This window comes from Pseudomonas marginalis, assembly GCF_008692035.1.
Lineage (GTDB): Bacteria > Pseudomonadota > Gammaproteobacteria > Pseudomonadales > Pseudomonadaceae > Aquipseudomonas > Aquipseudomonas marginalis.
The window spans coordinates 109,808-131,490 of record NZ_VTFG01000002.1 but is presented as its reverse complement, the minus strand read 5'-3'; the positions used below and the strand labels follow the sequence as shown (position 1 = coordinate 131,490).

Below are 21,683 nucleotides of genomic sequence, written 5' to 3'. Positions count from 1 at the left end.
TTATTGTTTGTGGGCCAGCCAATGAATCGAGTGTTGCGCCGACGGATTGATTTGTTAAGTTGTTTTTTAAGGTTGATTGATTTAGAAAACAGCATAGTCAACCCGCCGCCCGGAGTAGCGCCATGACCGTTAAACAGATGCGTGCCTTTCTGGCCGTGGCCCAAAGCCTGAGTTTTGCCGCCGCCTGCGAGCGCCTGCACCTCTCTCAATCGGCGTTGAGCCTGACCATCAAAGGCTTGGAGGAAGGGCTGGGCGGGCGCTTGTTCAGCCGCAATACGCGCAACGTGGCGCTCACGCCCGAGGGCGAATCCCTGCTGCCCCTGGCCCGTCGGCTGATGGCCGATTGGGACAATGCCGAGGACGAGCTGCGTCAGCTGTTCACCCTGCAACGCGGGCGGGTGACCGTGGCGGCGATGCCGTCGTTTGCCGGCAACCTGCTGCCGCCGATCCTGAAGATATTCCGCGCACGTTACCCCCAGGTGAACGTGACGGTGCATGACTTGATCAACGAGCAAGTGCTGGAGATGGTTCGCGACCGCCATGTGGAACTGGGCGTGGCGTTTGAACCCTCGGAAGGCTCGTCGCTGGCCTTTACACCGTTGTACCTGGACCGCTTCATTGCGGTGGTGCCCGGTGATTCACTGCTGGCACAGTGTGCCGAGGTCGACTGGAAAACCTTGCTGGAGCACCCGTTCATTACGTTGCAGCGGCCTTCCACGGTGCGGGTGATGCTGGAGGAGCACCTGGGGGCCTTGAAGATGAAGCTGCCGGTGGCCTTGGAGAGCCATCAATTGGCAACCGTGGGCAAGATGGTCGCCAGCGGCCTGGGTGTCAGCGCCGTACCGGCCTTGTGTGCGCAGCAGATGCAGGAGGCGGGGGCGCATTGCATCACCTTGACCGATCCGGTGATCGAGCGGCCGATTGGCGTGCTGACCAAGCCTGGGCATGAACTGTCGGCGGCGGCGCAGGTGTTGTTTGATATTTTTCGGGATGAGGCGGGGAAGGGCAGGTTTCCGGCGGTGTTATAAAACAGGTATTAAAAAGCCCGCTCGAATAGACCAGCGGGCTTAAATTTAAAGGTGCACTGTTATCAGCAGTATCTATCAATCACTTTAACGTGCGATTGGCCTTTGAGGTTCTGCCATTCGGTATTAAGTGTGTGGAATACTTGCTCGATAAAGTTGCGATCGGCCGCGGCCTTCTTGCCGACATAACCCTGGCCACGGCGGTACATCTTCAGGCGCGCCGCCAGTTCACGGTTATTGCGGTCGAACTCGGCTTCTTCAGTGTGGGGCGCCAGGCAGTCGATTTGCACTTCGCCCGATTTGCCAATCCACAGGATATGGTCGTCGAGTGTGTCTTTCTGCGCTGCGAACATCTCAGCCAATTCATCGATAGTTGGTTGGTTGTTCAGATTCATGTGTAAGCCCCTTGACCAGTTGGCGATCTATCAGTTGATTCCGTTAAAACTGCTTAGTTGTCTCCGGCTTGGAAAACCGGGCGTCAGTGACGGTCTGCCGAATACGGGCAGGGTCTTGAACCTGATGCATGTAGTCTTGCTGATGAACTGCTACGCAATGGTTTCATAACGAAGACAAGCCGCATTTGAGCGCCTTGTACCGATCCTTTCGGGTCGGTCAGCTTCATCAATCTGCCTTGTGGGCAGTGCACATCCGGAAAAAACAGCTCGGCGGTCAGACGAGCTTGTTCAAAACGCTTGTTACCAACGCTCCCGATCCGGGAGACGTCTAGATCATGCAAGGACAAAAAGGTTACGTCAACGCTTATGTAGTGATTATTTTTGATCACTACATAATTCGTCGTGGCTATGGGGAGATACGGCAAATGCGTGACTCGAGCGTCATTTTTTGCGCTGGACGGTCGCTATGGCTGAGGAGGGGTTGACTGCAGGCGGTCTGCCAACAAGGGCAGAAGCTGTTCGCACGAGGTTTCGATCTTTACCTGCAACAACTCATCACCCCGGGTCTTGCCCAGGTTGATGGCGATCACCGGCTTGCCCTGTTCGACCATTGCCTTGCACAGGCGAAATGCGGAGTAAGCCATCAGCGATGAACCTACCACCAGCAGCCCCTCGGCATGCGCTACCGCCGCCATCGCCCTGGCCGCCGTCGCCGGTGCGACGTTCTCGCCAAAAAACACCACGTCCGGTTTCAGTCGCTCACCCTGGCAATCGGGGCAGCGGGGGACCTGGAAGCGCTCTTCAAACGCGGGGTCGAGCAAGGTGTCACCATCAGGCGCCTGTACCGCATGGACTTGCGCCAGGTACGGGTTATCGATTTCCATCTGGCGCTGGATCAGGTCGCGCGTGCTGTGCAACTGGCAATCCAGGCACAGCACCCGGTGCAGGCTGCCGTGCAATTCGATCACGTCATGGCTGCCGGCCTGGTCATGCAAGGTGTCGACGTTTTGCGTGATCAGGCCGCTGATGTGCTGGCGTTGTTGCAAGGTCGCCAGTGCCCGGTGAGCGTTGTTCGGCTGGGCGATACGTACCCTCGGCCACCCCAGCATCGCCCGTGCCCAATAGCGCCGCCGCGCCTGGGCAGTGGCGAGGAACTCCTGGTACATCATCGGCGCCTTGCCCCGGCGCACGCCTTCGCTGTCGCGGTAGTCGGGGATTCCCGACGACGTGCTGATGCCCGCACCGGTCAATACCAGGAAGCGCCGTTCGGCCATGGCGCGGTGCAGGGTGTCGAGGTGGTCCTGTTGATGTTCCAGGGTGTCGAGCATGGGGTCCCCTATTCGCCGCGGATGTACTGCTCCAACTGCTTGATCAGGTCTGCCTGTTCGGCGATGGCTTCCTTGACCAGGTCACCGATGGAGAGCAGGCCCAGCAGTTTGCCGTCTTCGACCACCGGCAGGTGGCGCAGGTGACTGTCGGTCATGATGTTCATGCACGCTTCGACACTTTTATGGGTATCGACGGTGATCACCGGCGAGCTCATGACCTCATGGACCTTTGTAGTGACCGACGATAGGCCCTTGAGCATTATTTTGCGTGCGTAATCGCGTTCGCTGATGATCCCCACCACCGTGCCTTCCTTGACCACCGGCAAGGCGCCGACGTTTTTCTCCGACATCCGCACCAGCGCCTCAAACACAGTGTGGTCCCATTGGATGGTGTGGACGTCCTGGTTTTTCTGGTCCTTGGCTTTGAGCAATTGTGCGACGGTTTTCATGGCGGCCACTCCGGTGTTGTTGTTATCCCCTACAGAATCCTAGACGGCACTCGCCGGGGCAAGGTCCAATGCGGCGTTAAACCCGTCGAAAAACGTCATTCGCCGGTTTTTTTCGCCTTTCACCCGGTTTTTTTCGGTTTCCTGGCGCGCTCTGGGCCAGTGGCGGTCTTGCGAGGGGCCGACTTGCGCTTCTTTTTCCACGGCGCAGCACCTCGGCCCGGCGGGCTGGCCGGCCCGCTGATGGTCATGCGCATGCCGTTGCAACGGGCCACTTGCTTGCTCATCCACGCCGCCTGCTTGGCGACGAATTCTTCCAGGCTCATCTCACCGCTTTGCACCATGTCCAGCGCTTGCTCCCAGATCGCGGTGGTGCCGGGGTCGGCAATGGCGCGGGGCACCGCGTCGATCAGGCTGAAGGCTGCCGGGGTGGCCGACAGCGCCTTGCCGTTCTTCACCAGGTAACCGCGGTCGAGCAGGCCCTGGATAATCCCGGCGCGGGTGGCTTCGGTGCCGATGCCGGTGGTGTCCTTGAGCTTTTGCTTGAGCAGCGGGTCTTCCACCAGTTTGGCGACGTTTTTCATCGCCTTGATCAGGTCACCTTCGGTAAAGGGCTTGGGTGGCTGGGTCCACAGGTCCTTGAGGTTGACCTTGGCCACGCCGTAATCCTGGCCCTGCACCAGTGTCGGCAAGGCCTGGGGCGCCGATGCTTCACGGCCCTTCGCCGGAGCCAGGGCTTCGGGCAAGGCACGTTTCCAGCCTGGTTCGATCACCACTTTGCCCACCGCACGCAACGCCTGGCCCGCACAGTCGAAATCCGCCTGGGTGCGATCGTATTCATGGTTGGGCAGGAACTGCGCCAGGTAGCGCGCGCGAATCAAGGTGTAGACCGCACGGTGCTTTCCGGTGAGTTGGCCGACGTCCTTGCCGGCGCCGGTGGGAATGATGCCGTGGTGCGCGCTGACCTTGGCATCGTTCCAGGCCCGTGAGCGGTGCAGGGGATCGATATGCGGCATCAGCTCATTGACTGCCGCATCCCCACGGCCCAATGCGGCGAGAATCTTCGGCGCCTCGCTGTGCTGGCTCAATGGCAGGTAACCACAGTCACTGCGGGGGTAGGTGATGACCTTGTGGGTTTCGTAGAGGGATTGGGCGATATCCAGGGTTTCCTGGGCGCCGAGGCCGAGTTTCTTCGAGCAGATCTCCTGCAGGGTGCCGAGGTCGAAGAGCAGGGGGGCCACCTCGCGCATGCGTTCGGTGCGCAGCTTGATCAGGCGTGCGCCGGCGGCGTTGGTCATGGCGTCGGCAGCGTCCCGGGCCAGCTGCGGGTCAAGGCAGCGGCCCTGGTCGTCACAGGCATCTTCAGTCGCGCGCCATTGTGCGGTAAACGTCATGGATTGGTGGCGCAGGTCCACATCAATGGCCCAGTACGCCACGGGCACGAAGTCGGCGATGCTGCGGTCGCGGTCCACCACCAGGCGCAAGGTCGGTGTTTGCACCCGGCCCACCGGCAGCACGCCCTGATAGCCGGATTGACGCCCCAGCAGGGTAAACAGGCGACTCATGTTCATGCCGATCAGCCAGTCGGCGCGGGAGCGGCCCAGGGCCGAGTGGTACAGGCTGAAGGTTTCGGCGCCGGGCTTGAGCGCCGCCAGGGCCTTGCGGATGGAGGCATCGTCCAGCGCCGACAGCCACAGCCGCTGGATCGGCCCGCGATAGCGGCAATGCTCGACCAGTTCGCGGGCGATCATCTCGCCTTCACGGTCGGCGTCGGTGGCGATCACCAGTTCCTGGGCTTCCCCCAGCAGGCGCTTGACGGCCTTGAACTGGCTGGCGGTCTTGGGCTTGACCAGCATCTTCCATTTTTCCGGGACGATTGGCAGGTCGGCCAGTACCCAGCGTTTGTATTTGGCGTCGTAGGCGTCGGGCGGGGCGGTTTCCAGCAGGTGGCCGATGCACCAGGTGACGGTGACCCCATTGCCCAACCAGCAACCGTCGCCACGGCGACTGGCGCCGAGCACGGCCGCGATGTCCTTGGCCTGGGAGGGTTTTTCACAGAGGTACAGCCGCATGGTCATCACATCAGATCGGGTTGATGCTTTGCAGGATGCTCAGTCAGAGGAATTTGAGCAACTATTATCTGTATGGATGTACAGCAATTCGTGTAAGCGTTGCGGAAATAAATGTGGGAGGGGGCTTGCTCCCGATAGCGCCATATCAGTCAACGCAACTGTGACTGAACCACCGCTATCGGGAGCAAGCCCCCTCCCACAAGGGATCTCCTGTGTTCAGGCGATCGGTTTAATTGTTGTCGAGATCCACATGCCGCGTTTCTTTAAGGCAAAACAATCCGACAATCAGGCTCACCCCCGTCACCACCACCGGGTACCACAAGCCATAGAAGATATCCCCGGTGTACACCACCAGCGCAAACGACACGGTCGGCAGGAACCCGCCAAACCAGCCGTTACCGATGTGGTAGGGCAGGGACATCGAGGTGTAGCGAATACGCGTTGGAAACAGTTCCACCATCAGCGCCGCCAGCGGGCCGTAGCACATGGCGGCGATCAGGATCAGCACCACGATCAGCACCACCACCATGACCTTGTTGACCTGGGCCACATCCGCAGAAGTCGGGTAGCCGGCCAGGGCCACTGCACCGCGCAGCGCTGCCTCGTCGAAGCCGTCGATGCGCACTTCACCCACGCTGACCTGCACCGGGCTGCCGGCCGGGGCGGCGGCACTGCTGTAGGGCAGGCCTTGCTTGACCAGGAAGGTCTTGACCTTGTCGCACGGGCTGTCAAATTTTGCCTTGCCTACCGGATCGAACTGGAAAGTACAGGTGGCCGGGTCGGCCAGCACGGTGATCGGTGCCTGGCGGCTGGCCTGGTCCATCGCCGGGTTGGTGTAGTGCGCCAGGCCTTTGAAGATCGGGAAGTACAGCGCAGTGGCCAGCAGCAAGCCAAGCATCAGCACCGGCTTGCGACCCACCTTGTCGGACAGCCAGCCAAAGAAGATAAAGAACGGCGCGCCGATCACCACGCTGATAATCAGCAGCATGTTGGCCAGGGCAGGGTCCATCCGCAGGAACTGCGTGAGGAAGAACAACACGTAAAACTGCGCCGCGTAGAAGGTCACCGCCTGGCCGCCGTTGATGCTGAACAAGGCGATCAACACGACCTTGAGGTTTTCCCACTTGCCGAAGGATTCACGGATGGGCGCCTTGCTGGCCTTGCCTTCCTCTTTCATCTTCAGGAACGCCGGCGATTCATGCAGGCTCATGCGGATCCACGTCGAGATGCCCAGCAGCACGATGGAGAACAGGAACGGTATACGCCAGCCCCAGACTTCGAACTGATCGCCGGTGAAGTACCGGCATGCCAGCACCACCAGCAACGACAGCAGCAAACCGAGGGTCGCGGTGGATTGAATCCAGCTGGTGTTGAGGCCGCGTTTGCCGGCCGGCGCATGCTCGGCCACATAGGTGGCCGCACCGCCGTACTCGCCGCCCAATGCCAGGCCTTGCAGCATGCGCAGCACTATCAGGATGATCGGCGCCGCGATGCCGATGCTGGCGTAGGTTGGCAGCAGGCCGACGCAGAAGGTCGCCACGCCCATCAGGATGATGGTCACCAGGAACGTGTACTTGCGCCCGATCATGTCGCCCAGGCGGCCGAACACCAGCGCGCCGAACGGGCGCACCACAAAGCCGGCCGCGAAGGCCATCAAGGCAAAGATAAACGCCGTGGTGTCGTTGACCCCGGCAAAGAACTGCTTGCTGATTACCGCCGCCAGGGCGCCGTAGAGGAAAAAGTCATACCACTCGAACACCGTCCCCAGGGACGAGGCGAAGATGACTTTTCTTGATTCGTTACCGGTGCTCGCGTTGGTGGCCGAGCCCAGGGTTTGAGCATGTTCTGACATCGGGAAGCCCTCACAGTGATTATTTATTGTTGTTCCACTGTCGGCGCCAGGTTTGGCGCCGCTATTCAGATTGCATGAACCAGTTCTTTCTCCGGGGCGAGACTCCTTGTGTTCGGCGAAAGGATCAGCTGCGCGGCTTTTTCCGCGATCATCAGCGTCGGTGAACAGGTATTGCCGGAGGTAATGCGCGGCATGACCGAGGCATCGGCGATACGCAGGCCGGGCACGCCATGCACGCGCAACTGGGCGTCGACCACCGCGTCTTTATCGCTGCCCATGCGACAGGTGCCGACCGGATGGAAGATCGTCGTGCCGATACGCGCGGCGGCTTCGTGCAGTTGTTCTTCGGTTTGCAGCGAATCACCCGGCAGGTATTCCACCGGCTTGAACTGGCTCAGGGCCGGTGCGGCGACGATGCGTCGGGTCAGGCGAATCGCGTCGGCGGCCACCCGCAGGTCCTCCGGGTGGCTGAGGTAGTTGGGCCGGATCAGCGGCGCATCCGCCGGGTTGACCGAGCGGATATCGATGCGGCCACGGCTTTGCGGGCGCAGGTCGCAGACCGAGGCGGTAAACGCCGGGAACCCGTGCAGCGGTTCGCCAAAGCGCTCCAGGGACAGCGGCTGCACGTGGTATTCGAGGTTGGCCGAGGTCTGTTCCGGGCCCGAGCGGGCAAACGCGCCGAGCTGGCTGGGCGCCATCGACAGCGGGCCGCTGCGGTCATACAGGTAGCGCAGGCCCATGCCCATCTTGCCCCATACGGTACCGGCGATCTGGTTCAGGGTGCGGGCGTTTTCCAGCTTGTAGATCAGCCGCAATTGCAGATGATCCTGCAAGTTGCCGCCGACCCCTGGCAGTTCATGCAGCACATCGATGCCCAACGGCTTGAGCACGCTGGACGGGCCGATGCCCGAGCGTTGCAGGATGCCCGGCGAGCCCACGGAGCCGGCGCACAGTACGATTTCCTTGCGCGCCTTCCAGCTCACTGGCTGGCCGTTTTGACGCCCGATCACGGTCGAGGCGCGGCCGTTTTCCAGGACCACGCGGTCTACCTCGACCTCGGTCAGCACGGTGAGATTGGGCCGCTGGCGAATCGGCTTGAGAAACGCCTTGGCCGCGTTCCAGCGCACCCCGGCCTTCTGGTTGACCTGGAAGTAGCCGCAGCCTTCGTTATCGCCTTGATTGAAGTCGCTGATACTGGAGATGCCGCTTTGCGCTGCCGCCTCACGAAACGCATCGAGGATCGGCCAGGACAGCCGTTGCTGCTCAACCCGCCATTCGCCGCCATCGCTGTGGAATTCCGAGCTGCCGGCAAAGTGGTTTTCACTCTGCTTGAACAGTGGCAGCACGTCTTTCCAGGCCCAGCCATCGTTGCCTGCCGCCGCCCAGCCATCGTAATCCTGGGCCTGGCCGCGCATGTAGATCATGCCATTGATGGACGAGCAGCCGCCGAGCACCTTGCCCCGAGGGTAGCTCAGCGCACGGCCTTGCAGGCCTTCCTGGGCTTCGGTCTTGAAGCACCAGTCGGTGCGCGGGTTGCCGATGCAGAACAGGTAGCCGACGGGGATATGGATCCAGGGGTAGTTGTCGCGGCCACCGGCTTCAAGCAGCAGCACGCGGTGGGCGGGGTTGGCGGACAGACGATTGGCGAGCAGGCAGCCTGCGGGGCCGGCGCCTACCACCACATAATCATATTCAGCAGCTGCAATGGGCATCTGAGGTCTCGCTTGTTTTTCTTATTGGCTCCATCCTAGTTGTTAGTTTTCGTCTTAAAAATGTTAGTTTTTACCCAGCTGCTGTGCGTTTTTAAACAGCGCTATCCGGGCCATGCAATGGAGGCGACATGTTCGACTGGAATGACCTGCGGTATTTTCTGGAGTTGCAGCGCAGCGGCCGCCTGCTCACCGCCGCGCAGCGCCTGAAAACCACGCATGCCACGGTGGCCCGGCATATCGAAGCCATCGAGAAGAGCCTCGGCACCGCGCTGTTCGTGCAGCACGCCCAGGGCTACGAACTGACCCCCGCCGGCGAAGCCCTGCTCAAACACGCCGAGGCCATGGAAAACGTCGCGCTGTTGGCCGAGGACGAATTGACCCACGCCGCTGCGCCCCTGGGCAAGATCCGCCTCGGGGTGGCCGAAGGGTTGGGGGTGATGTTCCTCGCCAGCCGCATGGGCGGGCTGTTCGAGCGCTATCCCGGATTGGAAGTGGAACTGGTGGCGGTGCCGCGCTTCGTCAGCATCCTCAACCGCGAGGCGGAAATCAGCATCCACCTCGAACGCCCCAGCGTCGATCAACTGGTCACGCGCAAACTCACCGATTACCGCCTGGCGCTCTATGCCAGCCGCGCTTACCTGGACCGCAATCCCCCGATCGAAAAACGCGAAGACCTCGCCGCCCACGCCTGGATCGACTACGTCGATGACCTGCTGTTCAGCCAGGAGCTGAAGTTTCTCAGCAGTTTCTGCCGTAACCCCAAGGTGGTGTTCCACAGCACCAGCGTCATCGCCCAGCACCAGGCCGCACGCTCCGGTTTGGGGATTGCGGTGTTGCCGTGCTTCATGGCGTCGGGTGATCCGCAGCTGGTGCCGTTGCTGCCGGGGGAGGGGATCCAGCGCAGCTACTGGATCAGCTCGCGCCGGGAGTTGCACAAGTCGGTGCGGTTGCGGGTGCTGTGGGACTACGTGGTGGAATTGTGCGCGCGGGAGCAGCCACTGTTGCTGGGCGAATCCAACGGATGAAACCCTTCCATAGTGATCTGCGGTGTTGGTTGAATCGGGTTAATCCCTCAATTCGAATTCGGCACTGCCCAATCGCTCTCCATTTACCAGCACATGCACCGCATGCCTGCCGGGATAGTGCTTGCGTGTGGTCAACGTGCGAATATGCTGCTCGCGGCGGAGGTTCTGTCGTTCACCCGCGCCCAGCGTAAACGCCTTGAGCTTGAACACCTTGGTCGCGCTGTGCCCGGCGCTTTTGACGTAATCGATGGCATAGTCCACCACCAGTTTCTGTGCAGTGGCAGCGGTGGATTCCAGGCTGAACGACAGGGTGATCCGCTCGCCCAGGGTGATCACCGCCGGTGTCACGCTCAGGTGATGGAGCTTCACTTCGGCCTTGGCGCCGGCGCCCATGAGGGTCAGCGCGCGGCTGTTGCCCTGCTTGATCAGGCTGCGCAGCGCGTGGCGGGCGATCCAGGCGGTGTGCGGGTTATCCAGGTTCCAGCCTTCGATCAGGCCGAGCACCCAATCCGGGTGGTCCTTGGTGATGTCGTTGAGGTGGTTGGCCACGGATTTGCGTACGTAGAGGCTGCTGTCGGCCTTGAGGTTGTCGAGGATCGGCGCGCACAGCTCGGGGTTGGCCTGCACCTTGGCCAGGCGAAACGACCACGGCAGGCGCGGACGCGAGCCTTCGCTGGCGAGGCGGCGTACGTGATCGTTGTCATCCAGCGACCAGGTTTGCATGACCGCCAGGGTGCGTTCGAAGTCGTGGAGCAAGAAGGGTCTTATGGCGAACTCAGCCGAGCCGAAGGGGGTGAAGTATTTGAGCGCGGCCATGGAGCGCGTGAAGTCAGCCAGGCCGTAGCTCGCCACGTAGTGCGGCAGGCACAGGCTGACAAACCCGCTGTTCAGGCGCGGCGCCAGGGCGTAAAGCAGCTTGAGGGTCTGGGCATAGTCCAGCGGGATCACCGCGTGCAGGCTTTCGCTGACCCGCGCCACACGCTGCATTACCGATAATTCGGCGAGCCCGGCCTTGGCGTGCTGGAGAAACCCCTTGGCGTCGAACGCCGGGTACACCGCTGTCATCTCGCTGGCGATGTGTTCCAGGCGTTCGACGTTGAAGATGTCCTTGAGGGCCGGGGCGCTTTGGTCGGTCATCGGTTATTCCGTCGTTAGAGAAACCAGCGGTATTCCCGCGCATGGATTTCTTGTTGAAAGGCCAGGTGATCCTGGCGTTTGTTCTCGCAGTACACGTCGACAAATTCGGCGCCCAGCTTATCGCGCACTACCGGCTGATGCTGCATGGCGCGCACGGCATCGAGCATTTCCACGGGGAAGTCGGTGCCGCTATTGCGGTCCTCGTTCAGTGGCGCGATAGGTTCTCGCCCGGCTTCAAGGCCATGTTCAAGGCCGACCAGGATCGCCGCCAGCACCAGATACGGGTTGGCGTCGGCACTGGCCAGGCGATGTTCGATCCTCAGGTTGCGCGGGTCGGACTCGGGGATGCGCACGCACGCATCGCGGTCTTCAAACCCCCAGCAAGCGCGGGTGGCCGCGTTGACCGTACCGCCCAGGCGGCGGAAGGCATTGTGGTTGGGCGAGAAGATCGGCATGCAGTGGGGCAGCAATTCCAGGCAACCGGCCACGGCGTGGCGCAGGGGTTGCTGCTGGTGCGCCGCGAGCAGGTTGTTACCCGCGCCGTCATACAGGCTGACATGCACATGCATGCCGCTGCCGGGAAATTGCAGGTAAGGCTTGGCCATGAAGCTGGCGCGGTAGCCGTGCTTGAGCGCCACGCCGCGGGTGCTGCGGCAGAACAGGGCCGCCCAGTCGGCGGCGCGCAGGCCGTCGTCGAGATGGCCGAAATTGATCTCGAACTGGCCGGGGCCGAGTTCGGCGGTGATCACTGTGATGTCGATGCCCTGGTCCTTGGCGGTCTGCGCCATGTCGTCCAGCACCTCGCTGAAGCGCGACAGCCGTTCGATATGCAGGTTGGGCTGGTCGTCGGTGTCATCGCTGAGCGGGTCGCGGGCGAATTGCGGCAGGCCGTTGTCGAGTTTTTTGTCGAACAGGTAGAACTCCAGTTCGAAGGCCACCACCGGGTGAATGCCTTTGTGGTGCAGGCGCTCCAGCACCTTGGCCAGGACTTCGCGAGGTTCGAATTCGATCGGCGCCTCGGTGCCGTCCGAGGTGATCAACATCTGTCCCAGCGGCTGCGACTCCCAGCTCACCGGCTTGAGCGTGCCCGGTACCAGGCGGCGGTTGGCGTCCGGGTCGCCATCGTGGAAGCAGTAGTCGCCGATCTTGAACAGCCCGCCCTGAACCCCCAGCAGCACGGCGTTCTGCGGCAGCTTCAAGGGGCTGCCGGCGGCGACCTTTTCCAGCATCTCGATGGGGTAGCGCTTGCCGTAGAAATGCCCGGGGATGTCCAGGGCGATCAGGTCGACATAGCGCACGTCGGGATGGTTCTGGCGAAAGGTCCGTACTTCGGCCAGTAACGTGGAGGCTTGGCTTTTCACGGGTGTTGCTCCTAGTTGTAAACCCACAGCACGCGGGCGGGCAGGTCGGTGAGGTTGGCGTAGCGGCAGTGGGCGAAACTGGCCAGGTGGAAGCTGTCACCGGGGCCGAGGGTGACCGAATCGGCCTCGCCCTCTACCCACAGCGTCAATTCGCCTTCCAGTACAAATCCGGCCTGCTCGGCGCGGTCGCTCATGGTCTGTTCACCGCTGTTGGCGCCGGGTGCCAGCAGGCTGTCGAGCATCGAGAAGGCGCCATTCATGCTGGGGGACACCAGGATGTCGGTGATGCCGTTGGCGTAGTACACCGTACGACGTTCGTTGGGGCGGGTGACCCAGCTCACGGCCTTGGGTTTGGACAGGCTGTAGAAATAGGTGGTGGGCACATCGAGGGCATGGCTGATGGCGGTGAGATCCGCCACGGTCGGACGCGACAAACCCCGTTCCACCTGGGACAGGAAGCCCACCGAACGCTCGATCTTCTGTGCGAGTTGGGCGAGGGTAAGCTTCTTGTACTTGCGCAGGTCGTGGATCAGGATCGCCAGGGCGTCGAGTTCTTCTTGCTGGTTCATGAAATTTATATCTAATAATTTCATGAAAAATTACAGGATTAATTTCATAAGGGCAATGGGGGCACGCGTAAGTCCGCTCACCACAGGGAGATTTGTCAGGGTTCTGAAAAGTTGTGTAGATACCTATGCTCATCACAGGGGATCAAGGTTCAGCAGGCTGAATGATTTCATGCGCCTGCGGTCGGAACCTGGGTACGCATCATTCATTGAAGGAGCACCCATGAAGTCCAAAACCCTCGCTGCCTGTGTCCTGGTCGCCGCCAGCCTGTCCACCGCCAGCTTTGTCGTGCAGGCCGGCGATACCCCCCAGGAAACCGTGCAGCCTTCGAACATCAATACCCGTGATTTGAAAGAAGGCGACCGTGCCCCGGACATCCTGATGCGCAAGGAGTCGGCGGTCAGCGACTGGAAGAAACGCGGTCTCAAGCAGCCTGAAGCCGACAGCCAGTGGGCCCGTGTGGGCGACAGGTTCGTGCTGCTCAAAACCACTAACGGCACCATCCTGGAGATCACGCCCGTCAAGAAATGACCCGCGTTTTTTTTCGGCTCTTGCGGTAAGGTAACCGGCCATCAAGACCGTGTTACCTTCAAAGAAAGAGAGCAGGATGCTTGCCACAATAAGAAACTACCCCCGCGCCGTGAACCTGCTGTTGTCCGCCACGTTGCTGCTGACGCTGGCCAAGGCGATTACCTTTCCCTACCTGGTGATCTACCTCACCCGCCAATTTGCCCTCGACATCACCCAGGTCGGGCTGGTGATCGGCAGCTCGTTGATCCTTGGCTCGCTGCTCAGCGTGTATGGCGGTTTTCTGGTCGACCGCATCAACAGTTATCGGCTGTTGCTGGGGTTGAGCGTGCTGTTTGGGCTGGGGTTTATCGGTACGGTGCTGGCGCAGAACATCTGGGCGTTCTACAGCTGCCTGATCCTGATCAACCTGGCCTACGCGGTCATCGATATTGCGGTAAAGGCCGGTTTTGCCAGCTTGCTGCCGGAAGATGCACGCAGCGAAGTGTTTTCCATCAAGTACACCCTGACCAATATCGGCTATGCCGCGGGGCCGTTCTTTGGGGCGATGGTGGCCAAGCTGGACATCAGTCTGCCGTTCATCTTGTCGGCGCTGTTGGGGGCTGGGTTTTTCCTGTTGTACTGGCGTTGGGGCGATCGCACCCTGGCGACCATCGATGTGACGCAAAAGCCGGTGCCGTTCCTGGCCGTCGGCCGCGTGCTGCTGCGTGACCATCGCCTGGTGTGCTTCACCCTTGGGGGTGTGCTCAGCGCCGTGGTGTTCGGCCAGTTCACCGCCTACCTCTCGCAGTACCTGGTCACCACCACCAGTGCTGAATACACCTACACCGTCATCAGTGCCGTGCTCACCACCAACGCCGTGCTGGTGATCGCCTTGCAGTACGTGATTGGTCGACGTATTTCCCACCGTTACCTCAGCCAATGGCTGATCGCCGGCCTGGGCATGTTCATGCTGGGCTTGATTGGTTTTGCGCTGTCCACCAGCGTGCTGTGGTGGGTGCTGGCGATGGCGGTATTTACCGTGGGGGAAATCATCGTGTTTCCGGCCGAATACATGTTTATCGACCGGATCGCCCCGGACCACCTGCGGGGCATGTACTACGGGGCGCAGAACCTGTCCAACCTGGGGGCTGCGCTGGGGCCGGTGTTGTGCGGGCTGGTGCTGGCCAGCCTGCCGGCCCATTACATGTTCTACATGCTGGGGGCGTTCATCGTCGCGGGCGGGGTGTTCTATTTCATTGGTTCGTCGTTGAAGGCGCGTCTTCCAGCGTGACCTTGCCCATGTTGTTGCTTTGCAGTTCGTAGCGCAGTTCTTCCACCATCTTTTCCACGTCTTGCGGGGTCTGCAGCCGGTTGGTGCTGATTCCCGTCACCACCAGGTCCACCCGGCCGGTGTCGGCGTCGTAGACCTTGAGGGTCAGCGACGCATCCCGGCACAGGGTGAACTCGCATGTCAGCGGCGCGAGGCCTTCTTCGATGCAATTTCGCAGTTGAGAGAGCGTAAACATGTGGGTTCCTTCAGGGTGTCGTTTTACGACGGCACAGGTAGAAAGCCCTGTACTCACACCCTGAAGGTTAGGGATTGGAACTGCGCGGGATAAGGCGAATTCGCACTAACCGCACTAGTGCATTTGCACTTTTATCGGGTTTTCTTAACCCGCAGTTCACCGGCAAACAGCCCGCGTTCACGGGCCCAGACAATCGCTGCACTACGGCTATGCACCCCCAGTTTCGAGTACACCGTGGCCACATGGTTACGCACCGTGTTGGGCGCCAATTTCAGGCGTGAGGCGATCTCCTTGTCGGCCAGGCCCTCGCAGATCAGGCCGAGTACATCGCGCTCGCGGGCGGTCAGGTCGGTGAAGGCCACGTTCGGCAGGTTGGGGCTGTTGACGCTCTTGGCATTGGCCAGTTTCTCGATCAGAGTCTGGCTGAACCAGGACGCGTCCTGCATCACTTCCTCGATGGCCGCCACCAACTCCAGCTCCGAGCGCTTGCGTTCGGTGATGTTCATCATCACCAGCAGATAGCAGGGCACATCCTCAATGATCACCGTGTCTGCCGAGACCACGCAGTCGATGACCTCGTTGCCTTTCTTGCGCACCTTGAGGTCCTGGCCATCGAGGTTGCCGGCTTTCTCCAGGGTGGCGAACAACTGCGCGGCCGCCTCCTGGTTGTCGATGAAGTTGATGTCTTCGATGGATTTACCGATCAGCTCTTCGCTGGTGTACCCGGTAATGGTCATGAACGCTTCGTTGACATCCACCACCTGCCGGTTGGCGGCGCTGCACACCAAGGTGGGCACCGGCGTCAGGCGAAACGACTTGGCGAAGCGCTCTTCACTCTGGCGCAGGGCGATTTCGGCCTTGCGGCGTGGCTCCAGGTCGGTGAAGGAAAACAGCATGCAGTCTTCCTCGTTCATGTCCAGCGGCTGGCCGGCGACGATCACCAGTTTGCTGCCGCCTCCGGGCAGTTTCAGCTCGGCCTGCATCTGCGGGATGGTCGCGCCTTCCCCCAGGCGCTGAATGGCCAGCTCCCTGCGTTCGGCATGCTCCAGCACGTCCAGTTCATACACGGACCGGCCGATTACCTGGTCACGGTTGTAGCCGGTCATCTCCAGGAAGCCCTGGTTCACTTTGATATAGCGCAGGTCGCTCAGGCGGCAGATCACCGCCGGCGCCGGGTTGGCGTTGAAGGTTTTCTCGAAGCGCTGTTCGGCGCTGGCCCATTCGGTGGCGTCGCTGAGGATCAGCACCAGTAATTCAGGCGTGCCATGGGAATCGCTGATGACCAGGCTGCGCAGGCGGTGCACCCAGGTTTTTTCTGCATCGGCGGTGGGCATGACCTCCACTACCACGTCACTGAATTCATCGCCTGCCGCCGCGCGGGCGAGGGGGTAATTCTCCAAGGGCAAGGGATGATTATTGCGATAGCGCAGGCTGAAGCGTTCGGCGTATTCCTGGGTATTGGCACCCAGTGCCGTGACGTCCTCCACACCGTGCATGGCCAGCGCGGCTTCATTGGCCCAGAGAATGGTCTGGTCGACTTCGGCCAGGATGATCCCGTCGGACAGCCCGGAGATAATCTGCTGCAGCTGGCGGCGGTTGGTTTCTTTGGCGAGGACATCCTGGGTCATGGTTTCTCCGGGTTTTAGACGCATGAAAGTACGACAGCCCGGTGTCAGGATAGTGCAGGGTAATTGCGCGGCGTGGGGTGCGAATGCACCAGATGGCCTGGTGCCTTTGCGCGAGGATGAGGAGTTGAAGCAACAGGCCGAGTATAAAACCCGTGAAGTGGCGCCCAAGCAGCTGTCGCGTGCGACGTTGAGTTTCTTTGTGGGGCGAATGGCACTGACGATGCGTCGGGTGCCGTTGGCTTGATCGATTATTGTTGTGTTCAAAAGTGGTTAGGGGGGCCCTAACCACACCTTTCAAGTTGCCAGCCAACCTACGATCGGCACAATCATCAACGTACTCAACGCCATTGAAACTACATTGCCAATGTACGGATGAAAATGGGCAGGCAGTCTCGCCGCAATTGCACAGGCCAACGGCGGTGCGATCAGTGCACCCAGCAATGCACTTGAAGTCACCACCATCCAACTGCCACCGTGGGTCAACACTGCTGCCGGTACCACAGATACCAACGGTACATAGGTGGGATACCAACCCCGTTTTATCCATTGATGGCGCCAGATCACTACGCCAAAAGCCGACGTCAGTGCCTGTGCTCCTACCATGTGCAAAAGCAGGCCGGAGCCATAAGCCGGGCTCATGGGGTTGAGGGCATAGGCAAGCAACACGCCTGCCAACAGTCCGAGACTGGCCAGCTCATTTCCAAAAAAGGGTGCTTCGGAAAAGTCCGCCAGCACTCGGCGCAGGCTCCAGAACACTCCGTAACTGGGCGGGGTAACAGGTATCGGTCGGTCTGGAGCGATAGAGTCCGAACGCACCAGCGAGGGCACCCGACGACACAGTGCAAATGCAATGACGCTTCCGATAGCCATGCCCAGCACATTACCGACCACGGCTGGTAAACCCAGTGGCACACACACCAGATTGACGATCAACAAGCACAGTGGAGTAACCAGTAAAGCTCCCAGCACTGCACCATTGAGGGCGACCTTCCAACCGCTGCCAAACATGAGCACCATCGCTGCTGGCAATGAAACAAACGCCGCAAACGTAGGCTGCCAGGTTTCGGCGGTAACGCTCCAACCCCACAGGAGGTTGCTCAGCAACAGCCCGATCAACGAACTGCTCACCACCCAAGGCCACAATCCGGTGCCATAGCAAATGGAAAAGCCCTGCCAGGCTTTGCCACGTTTGTTTGCCCACCATGCCAGATAGGCACCACTCAATAGGCCCAGTGACGCGAGTTCATGCTTGTAAAAGGCAACTTCGCTTATATCCCCCACTACCCACCGCACCCACGCTACGGGATGGGGGAGGGCCGTCACCATCTCGTTGTATCCTGGCCATGAACCTTGATGACTGGATACAACCCATACCGCGAGCAAGGTAGCGACGAGTCCCAGTACAATAACTGTGATATCCGCTCGTGAGCGGGTTGGCGTTTTCCTGGCAAACAACGTTTCCATAGATTGCCCTCCTCTCAGCGAGGCAGGGCAGGGTGCTGGGAATACCCGAGCATCTGATCATAAAGATCATTGCGACGGTCCCGTTGCAGATCATTGAGGCTGTTCCAGATCGGCGCGCTGCGGGCGCTGGTGATGTCAATGTCGGCGAACAGGATCTCCTGGCGATTGGCCGAAGCCACAGCGCCGATTGGCCAGCCATTTGTCCCTGCAATCAAGGAGCATCCGAGATAACGGGCATCCCGCTCTTCACCAATGCGGCTCGCGGCCGCGATAAATACGTTGTTCACATGTGCAGCGGTCATCGTCAGGTACGACGCCATGCACTTTCCTGCCTCATCGAACAACGGCGGGGGTGTCCATACCCAATTGTTCAAGCTGCAAATGATATCGGCGCCTTGCTGGCTCAAAATGCGCGGTACCTCCGGAAACCAGATGTCCCAGCAGATCAGCAGGCCTATACGACCGATCGGCGTTTCAAACACTGGAAAGCCAGAATTCCCCGGGGTGAACCAAAGCTTTTCCAGGTTCCATAAATGGGCTTTTCGGTATTTGCCTATGAACCCGTCGGGCCCCAGCAATACGGCTGTGTTGAACAGCTGCATACCATCGATTTCGCTAAGACCGGCGACCAGATACACCTGGTGCTTGCAGGCAAAATCGATCCATTCCCGCACACTCGGTCCGTTCGGCACTGCCTCTGCATGATCAAACGCGTCCTGGCGGCTGCTGAAGAAATAGCCGCAGTTGGAAAGCTCCGGCAGCACGATCAGATTGGCGCCGCCGTTTACTGCTTCAGTCGCCAGTAGAAGACTTTGACGCAGGTTGTCGCTTCGGTTGGCTATACCGACCTGTGGGTTGAACTGAACGACGGCGACGCGGGCTGGGCTTGTTGGTTCGTTCATGGGGGTGACCTCTTATTGTTATGCAACCAGGTTTGGTTGGATGTTTATAAGAGGTGACGAAATGTTCGAGGAGAAGTCGGACGGTTCCTGCTGCGTTGTAGTTAAATTCTCTAACGCTGCTTTAGCTGTTTGTGCTGAAACACCATGCCGAGCAGTGAGGCCCTAAGGTTAGAGAGGTCGTTGCTAAGTAATGGGCTGCTGTGCAGCCCAACGGGAGCAAGCTCCCTCGCCACAGAAACCGACTGTGCTTTTAGCGTGGCAGCACACACTCCAGTGACCGGTCCACCATCACACTGGCCATGTCCACCAAGTGCATGACCGAAAGCACCAGCGTGCGCGAAGGACCGTCCAGTTGATCACCTGCCGTCTGTGCGGCAACGGCGGCGCAACGCAGCACACTGCTGGCGTGGGCCAGGGCGTCTTCGAAGCTGAGGTCTGGGGTGGTGGTGAAAAATTGCCGTTCTGGGGCGGGTGGCGCGGGGACGAGTTTGTCCATTTTGAAGCTCCTCTAGTCAGTAGGAGCCGACACCATCGCTGCTAAACGATTTGGGGTGGCGGCCATGCGCAGGTTAGCAGACCGGTGACTAGGAACCCGGTGCACCCGAAGGTGCCCTGCGCACGGCCACCATGAAGCACGGGCCGAAAAAAAGCGCCCTGCAAAAGGTGGCGCTTTGCGCCTAGTCATATCGGCGGGCTGCTAAACCCGGTCACTGAATTGGCAGTGACCGCCGAAGACTAGCCACGTGATTTGAGCGGCGCAAGCGCTTGGGATTCTCTCGGAAACGTCCTGCAAGTTAAAGGGAAATGTCACGGCTGCGACTGTTCCTACACTTGCCAAACCCCACCGATTCTGGGAAAACCCCAGCCTTTACGCCTTCAACGAGAACCACCATGAGCCCCGACGAACTCCAGATCACCGACACCCGCCCAGGCACCGGCAAAGCCGTGGTCAAGGGCGCGCTGATCACCACCCAATACACCGGCACCCTGGAAGACGGCACGGTCTTCGATTCGTCCTGGGAGCGGGGCAAGCCGTTCCAGTGTGTGATCGGCACCGGGCGGGTGATCAAGGGCTGGGACCAGGGTTTGATAGGCATGCAGGTCGGCGGGGTGCGCAGGTTGTTTGTGCCGGCGCACCTGGCCTATGGCGAACGGTCGATGGGCGCGCATATCAAGCCCAACAGCAATCTGCGCTTTGAGATTGAGTTGTTAGAAGTGCTGACGCGGGATGATTGAGTCGTTTCGACGCAAGGAGGCTGCATGAACATTCTTCACGCAATACGCGACAGCTGGGGTTGGGCGGGCATTGACCCTGTTGAGGTCGTAGGCGCTACGGCGTTTGGCAATTTGATGGTCGAGGACGAACAGGGTCGCTACTGGCGAGTGTGCCCCGAGGCACTTTCCTGCGAAGTGATCGCCCAGACCCGTGAAGCCTTGGACGAGGTCTCCAGGGATCAGGCCTTTCTGCACGACTGGTACCTGCAATCGATGGTGGATCAGGCCGAGGAGATGCTGGGGCCGTTAGCGCAGGGCGAGGTTTACCATTTCGTTATTTCGCCGGTTTTGGGCGGCAAGTACGCCATCGACAATGTGCGTCAACTTGATCATATCGAGCAGCTTCGGTTCTGCGGTGATCTGGCACGTGAGATCAAGGATTTGCCCGACGGCGCGCAAGTGAAACTCAAGATTGTGGATTAGTCGCTTGTAAGGACAGCACCTCATGGATGTGGATTGCATGACTCAACTTCCTCTGAGCACCTTCCCCGATATTCGAGTCGTGGCGCTTACCCTGGCTGACGAAGCTGAGCTACAGCAGTTTTTTGAGCAGGCGCCGGATTACTTCATCGCGGTCAACGGCGAGCCTGCCACGCTGACCGAAGCGTGCGACGAATTGCAGGTGCAATTGCCGGCGGGGTGGGCGTGCAGTCGGATGCACTGGCTGGGTTATCGCGGTACGGACGAGGCGCTGGTCGCCGTGGTGAATATCGCGGCGGATCTGCTGGCTGATGGGGTGTGGCATATCGGTTTGCTGCTGGTCGATTCGCGCTGGCATGGCACCGGGCTTGCCCAGCAGCTGCATTCAGACCTTGAACGATGGGCGGTGGAAAATGGCGCCCAGTGGCTGCGGCTGTCGGTGGTGGTCGGCAATACCAAAGCCGAACGCTTCTGGCCCAAGCTTGGGTATGTATCCGTGCGCACGCGGGACGGGATCACGATGGGGCGGCAGGTGAACAAGGTGTCGATTCAGGTTAAGGCGTTGGCGGGTGGACAGGTTAAGGATTACCTGGCGTTGGTTGAGCGGGATCGACCCTGTACACCGTAAGTGTGGGAGGCCCCGCTCGCCACAGGAATGCGGTCGACTGAAATGGCTGACCCTCCTTTGATCTTCGCCAGGTTCAGGATGACCGCTTCCTGAACCCTCCCTGAAGAATCCTCTTATTCACCATATGGAAACTTTCCTACGGTTTACTCTCCTTAAATCGGGGCGTAAGCTTCGCGCGTTTTCATCAATAGCGGAGACCCTCAGTGGGTACTTGTTCGAGTGACAGTTGTCGGCCGGTCTCGGTAACCGGCACATACTTGGCAAGATAACGCGCATTTTTTTCGATGCCGTTGTCTCGCCACCTAGCGAGAAGCGGCATCCCGACAGTGGTCAGTCCTGGCCCCTGTCCGATCCCTCTCATCGACGCTGACCAGCACCCGGTTAACCTCGGGATGCTACGGACGCGCCTG

The 21,683-nt window shown here is 60.2% G+C and carries 22 protein-coding genes; 8 read left to right on the top strand and 14 right to left on the bottom strand.

What is annotated here, in order from left to right; all coding sequences use genetic code 11:
• Window positions 1–122: 122 nt before the first annotated feature.
• Entirely contained in the window at window positions 123–1,028 is a 906-nt protein-coding gene (locus tag FX984_RS20490) for a LysR family transcriptional regulator (protein ID WP_027603175.1), read from the top strand.
• Between the two features lie 62 nt (window positions 1,029–1,090).
• Here FX984_RS20490 and FX984_RS20485 read toward each other — a convergent pair whose 3' ends face one another.
• The 6 genes from FX984_RS20485 to FX984_RS20460 form a co-directional block, all read right to left on the bottom strand.
• Complete coding sequence (locus FX984_RS20485; RefSeq protein WP_016977362.1) at window positions 1,091–1,420, bottom strand: hypothetical protein; 330 nt, start codon at window positions 1,418–1,420, stop codon at window positions 1,091–1,093.
• Window positions 1,421–1,884: 464 nt separating this feature from the next.
• Complete coding sequence (locus FX984_RS20480; RefSeq protein WP_146477402.1) at window positions 1,885–2,748, bottom strand: NAD-dependent protein deacetylase; 864 nt, start codon at window positions 2,746–2,748, stop codon at window positions 1,885–1,887.
• A gap of 8 nt (window positions 2,749–2,756) precedes the next feature.
• Window positions 2,757–3,197, bottom strand: coding sequence for a CBS domain-containing protein (locus FX984_RS20475; protein ID WP_027603177.1), 441 nt, complete (start codon window positions 3,195–3,197; stop codon window positions 2,757–2,759).
• 119 nt (window positions 3,198–3,316) lie between these two features.
• On the bottom strand, window positions 3,317–5,266 hold the full coding sequence (locus FX984_RS20470; protein WP_146477617.1) for a DNA topoisomerase III: 1,950 nt from the start codon (window positions 5,264–5,266) through the stop codon (window positions 3,317–3,319).
• 229 nt (window positions 5,267–5,495) lie between these two features.
• Entirely contained in the window at window positions 5,496–7,118 is a 1,623-nt protein-coding gene (locus FX984_RS20465; protein ID WP_027603179.1) for an MFS transporter, read from the bottom strand.
• 65 nt (window positions 7,119–7,183) lie between these two features.
• A complete protein-coding gene (locus FX984_RS20460; protein ID WP_146477404.1) occupies window positions 7,184–8,830 on the bottom strand; it encodes a GMC family oxidoreductase in 1,647 nt (548 codons plus the stop codon).
• A 128-nt stretch (window positions 8,831–8,958) separates the two neighbouring features.
• On the opposite strand from FX984_RS20460, the gene FX984_RS20455 reads away from it, so the two are divergent.
• A complete protein-coding gene (locus FX984_RS20455) occupies window positions 8,959–9,855 on the top strand; it encodes a LysR family transcriptional regulator (protein WP_146477406.1) in 897 nt (298 codons plus the stop codon).
• A gap of 39 nt (window positions 9,856–9,894) precedes the next feature.
• On the opposite strand, the gene FX984_RS20450 is transcribed toward FX984_RS20455, so the two are convergent.
• From FX984_RS20450 to FX984_RS20440, 3 genes are read right to left on the bottom strand one after another with little or no spacing between them, the layout of a single operon-like run.
• The gene (locus FX984_RS20450) at window positions 9,895–10,992 is read right to left on the bottom strand and encodes a DNA alkylation repair protein (RefSeq protein WP_146477409.1); all 1,098 of its coding nucleotides are present in this window, start codon (window positions 10,990–10,992) and stop codon (window positions 9,895–9,897) included.
• A gap of 14 nt (window positions 10,993–11,006) precedes the next feature.
• The gene (locus FX984_RS20445) at window positions 11,007–12,353 is read right to left on the bottom strand and encodes a glutamine synthetase family protein (RefSeq protein ID WP_146477411.1); all 1,347 of its coding nucleotides are present in this window, start codon (window positions 12,351–12,353) and stop codon (window positions 11,007–11,009) included.
• Between the two features lie 11 nt (window positions 12,354–12,364).
• Window positions 12,365–12,922 (bottom strand): helix-turn-helix domain-containing protein, encoded by a 558-nt coding sequence (locus tag FX984_RS20440; protein WP_027603184.1) that lies wholly within the window; start codon window positions 12,920–12,922, stop codon window positions 12,365–12,367.
• A 220-nt stretch (window positions 12,923–13,142) separates the two neighbouring features.
• Between FX984_RS20440 and FX984_RS20435 the strand changes: the two genes are divergently transcribed.
• Window positions 13,143–13,451 (top strand): RcnB family protein, encoded by a 309-nt coding sequence (locus FX984_RS20435; protein ID WP_027603185.1) that lies wholly within the window; start codon window positions 13,143–13,145, stop codon window positions 13,449–13,451.
• Window positions 13,452–13,527: 76 nt separating this feature from the next.
• Window positions 13,528–14,721 carry an MFS transporter gene (locus FX984_RS20430; RefSeq protein ID WP_027603186.1) on the top strand — a complete coding sequence of 398 codons (1,194 nt, stop codon included), beginning with the start codon at window positions 13,528–13,530 and terminating at the stop codon, window positions 14,719–14,721.
• Here the strand turns inward: FX984_RS20430 and FX984_RS20425 are convergent.
• Together FX984_RS20425 and FX984_RS20420 are read right to left on the bottom strand one after the other, a co-directional pair.
• Complete coding sequence (locus tag FX984_RS20425) at window positions 14,684–14,956, bottom strand: DUF1652 domain-containing protein (RefSeq protein ID WP_027603187.1); 273 nt, start codon at window positions 14,954–14,956, stop codon at window positions 14,684–14,686. The two genes, FX984_RS20430 and FX984_RS20425, sit on opposite strands and share 38 nt — an antisense overlap.
• Before the next feature lie 131 nt (window positions 14,957–15,087).
• Entirely contained in the window at window positions 15,088–16,584 is a 1,497-nt protein-coding gene (locus tag FX984_RS20420) for a PAS domain S-box protein (RefSeq protein WP_146477413.1), read from the bottom strand.
• 22 nt (window positions 16,585–16,606) lie between these two features.
• Between FX984_RS20420 and FX984_RS20415 the strand changes: the two genes are divergently transcribed.
• The gene (locus FX984_RS20415) at window positions 16,607–16,828 is read left to right on the top strand and encodes a hypothetical protein (protein ID WP_143491232.1); all 222 of its coding nucleotides are present in this window, start codon (window positions 16,607–16,609) and stop codon (window positions 16,826–16,828) included.
• 50 nt (window positions 16,829–16,878) lie between these two features.
• Here FX984_RS20415 and FX984_RS20410 read toward each other — a convergent pair whose 3' ends face one another.
• The 3 genes from FX984_RS20410 to FX984_RS20400 all read right to left on the bottom strand — a co-directional run bounded on the left by FX984_RS20410 (window position 16,879) and on the right by FX984_RS20400 (window position 19,446).
• Entirely contained in the window at window positions 16,879–18,048 is a 1,170-nt protein-coding gene (locus tag FX984_RS20410; RefSeq protein WP_186511895.1) for a hypothetical protein, read from the bottom strand.
• 14 nt (window positions 18,049–18,062) lie between these two features.
• A complete protein-coding gene (locus tag FX984_RS20405) occupies window positions 18,063–18,950 on the bottom strand; it encodes a nitrilase family protein (RefSeq protein WP_146477416.1) in 888 nt (295 codons plus the stop codon).
• Between the two features lie 250 nt (window positions 18,951–19,200).
• A complete protein-coding gene (locus tag FX984_RS20400; protein WP_027603192.1) occupies window positions 19,201–19,446 on the bottom strand; it encodes a DUF6124 family protein in 246 nt (81 codons plus the stop codon).
• A 395-nt stretch (window positions 19,447–19,841) separates the two neighbouring features.
• Here FX984_RS20400 and FX984_RS20395 point away from each other — a divergent pair, with 395 nt between their 5' ends.
• Genes FX984_RS20395 through FX984_RS20385 form a run of 3 tightly spaced genes read left to right on the top strand, consistent with a single transcriptional unit; the run spans window position 19,842 to window position 21,273 of the window.
• Window positions 19,842–20,186, top strand: a complete 345-nt coding sequence (locus FX984_RS20395; RefSeq protein ID WP_027603193.1) for an FKBP-type peptidyl-prolyl cis-trans isomerase — start codon at window positions 19,842–19,844, stop codon at window positions 20,184–20,186.
• Window positions 20,187–20,210: 24 nt separating this feature from the next.
• The gene (locus FX984_RS20390) at window positions 20,211–20,648 is read left to right on the top strand and encodes a T6SS immunity protein Tdi1 domain-containing protein (protein ID WP_027603194.1); all 438 of its coding nucleotides are present in this window, start codon (window positions 20,211–20,213) and stop codon (window positions 20,646–20,648) included.
• A 22-nt stretch (window positions 20,649–20,670) separates the two neighbouring features.
• The gene (locus tag FX984_RS20385) at window positions 20,671–21,273 is read left to right on the top strand and encodes a GNAT family N-acetyltransferase (RefSeq protein ID WP_092359243.1); all 603 of its coding nucleotides are present in this window, start codon (window positions 20,671–20,673) and stop codon (window positions 21,271–21,273) included.
• Window positions 21,274–21,683: the final 410 nt, after the last annotated feature.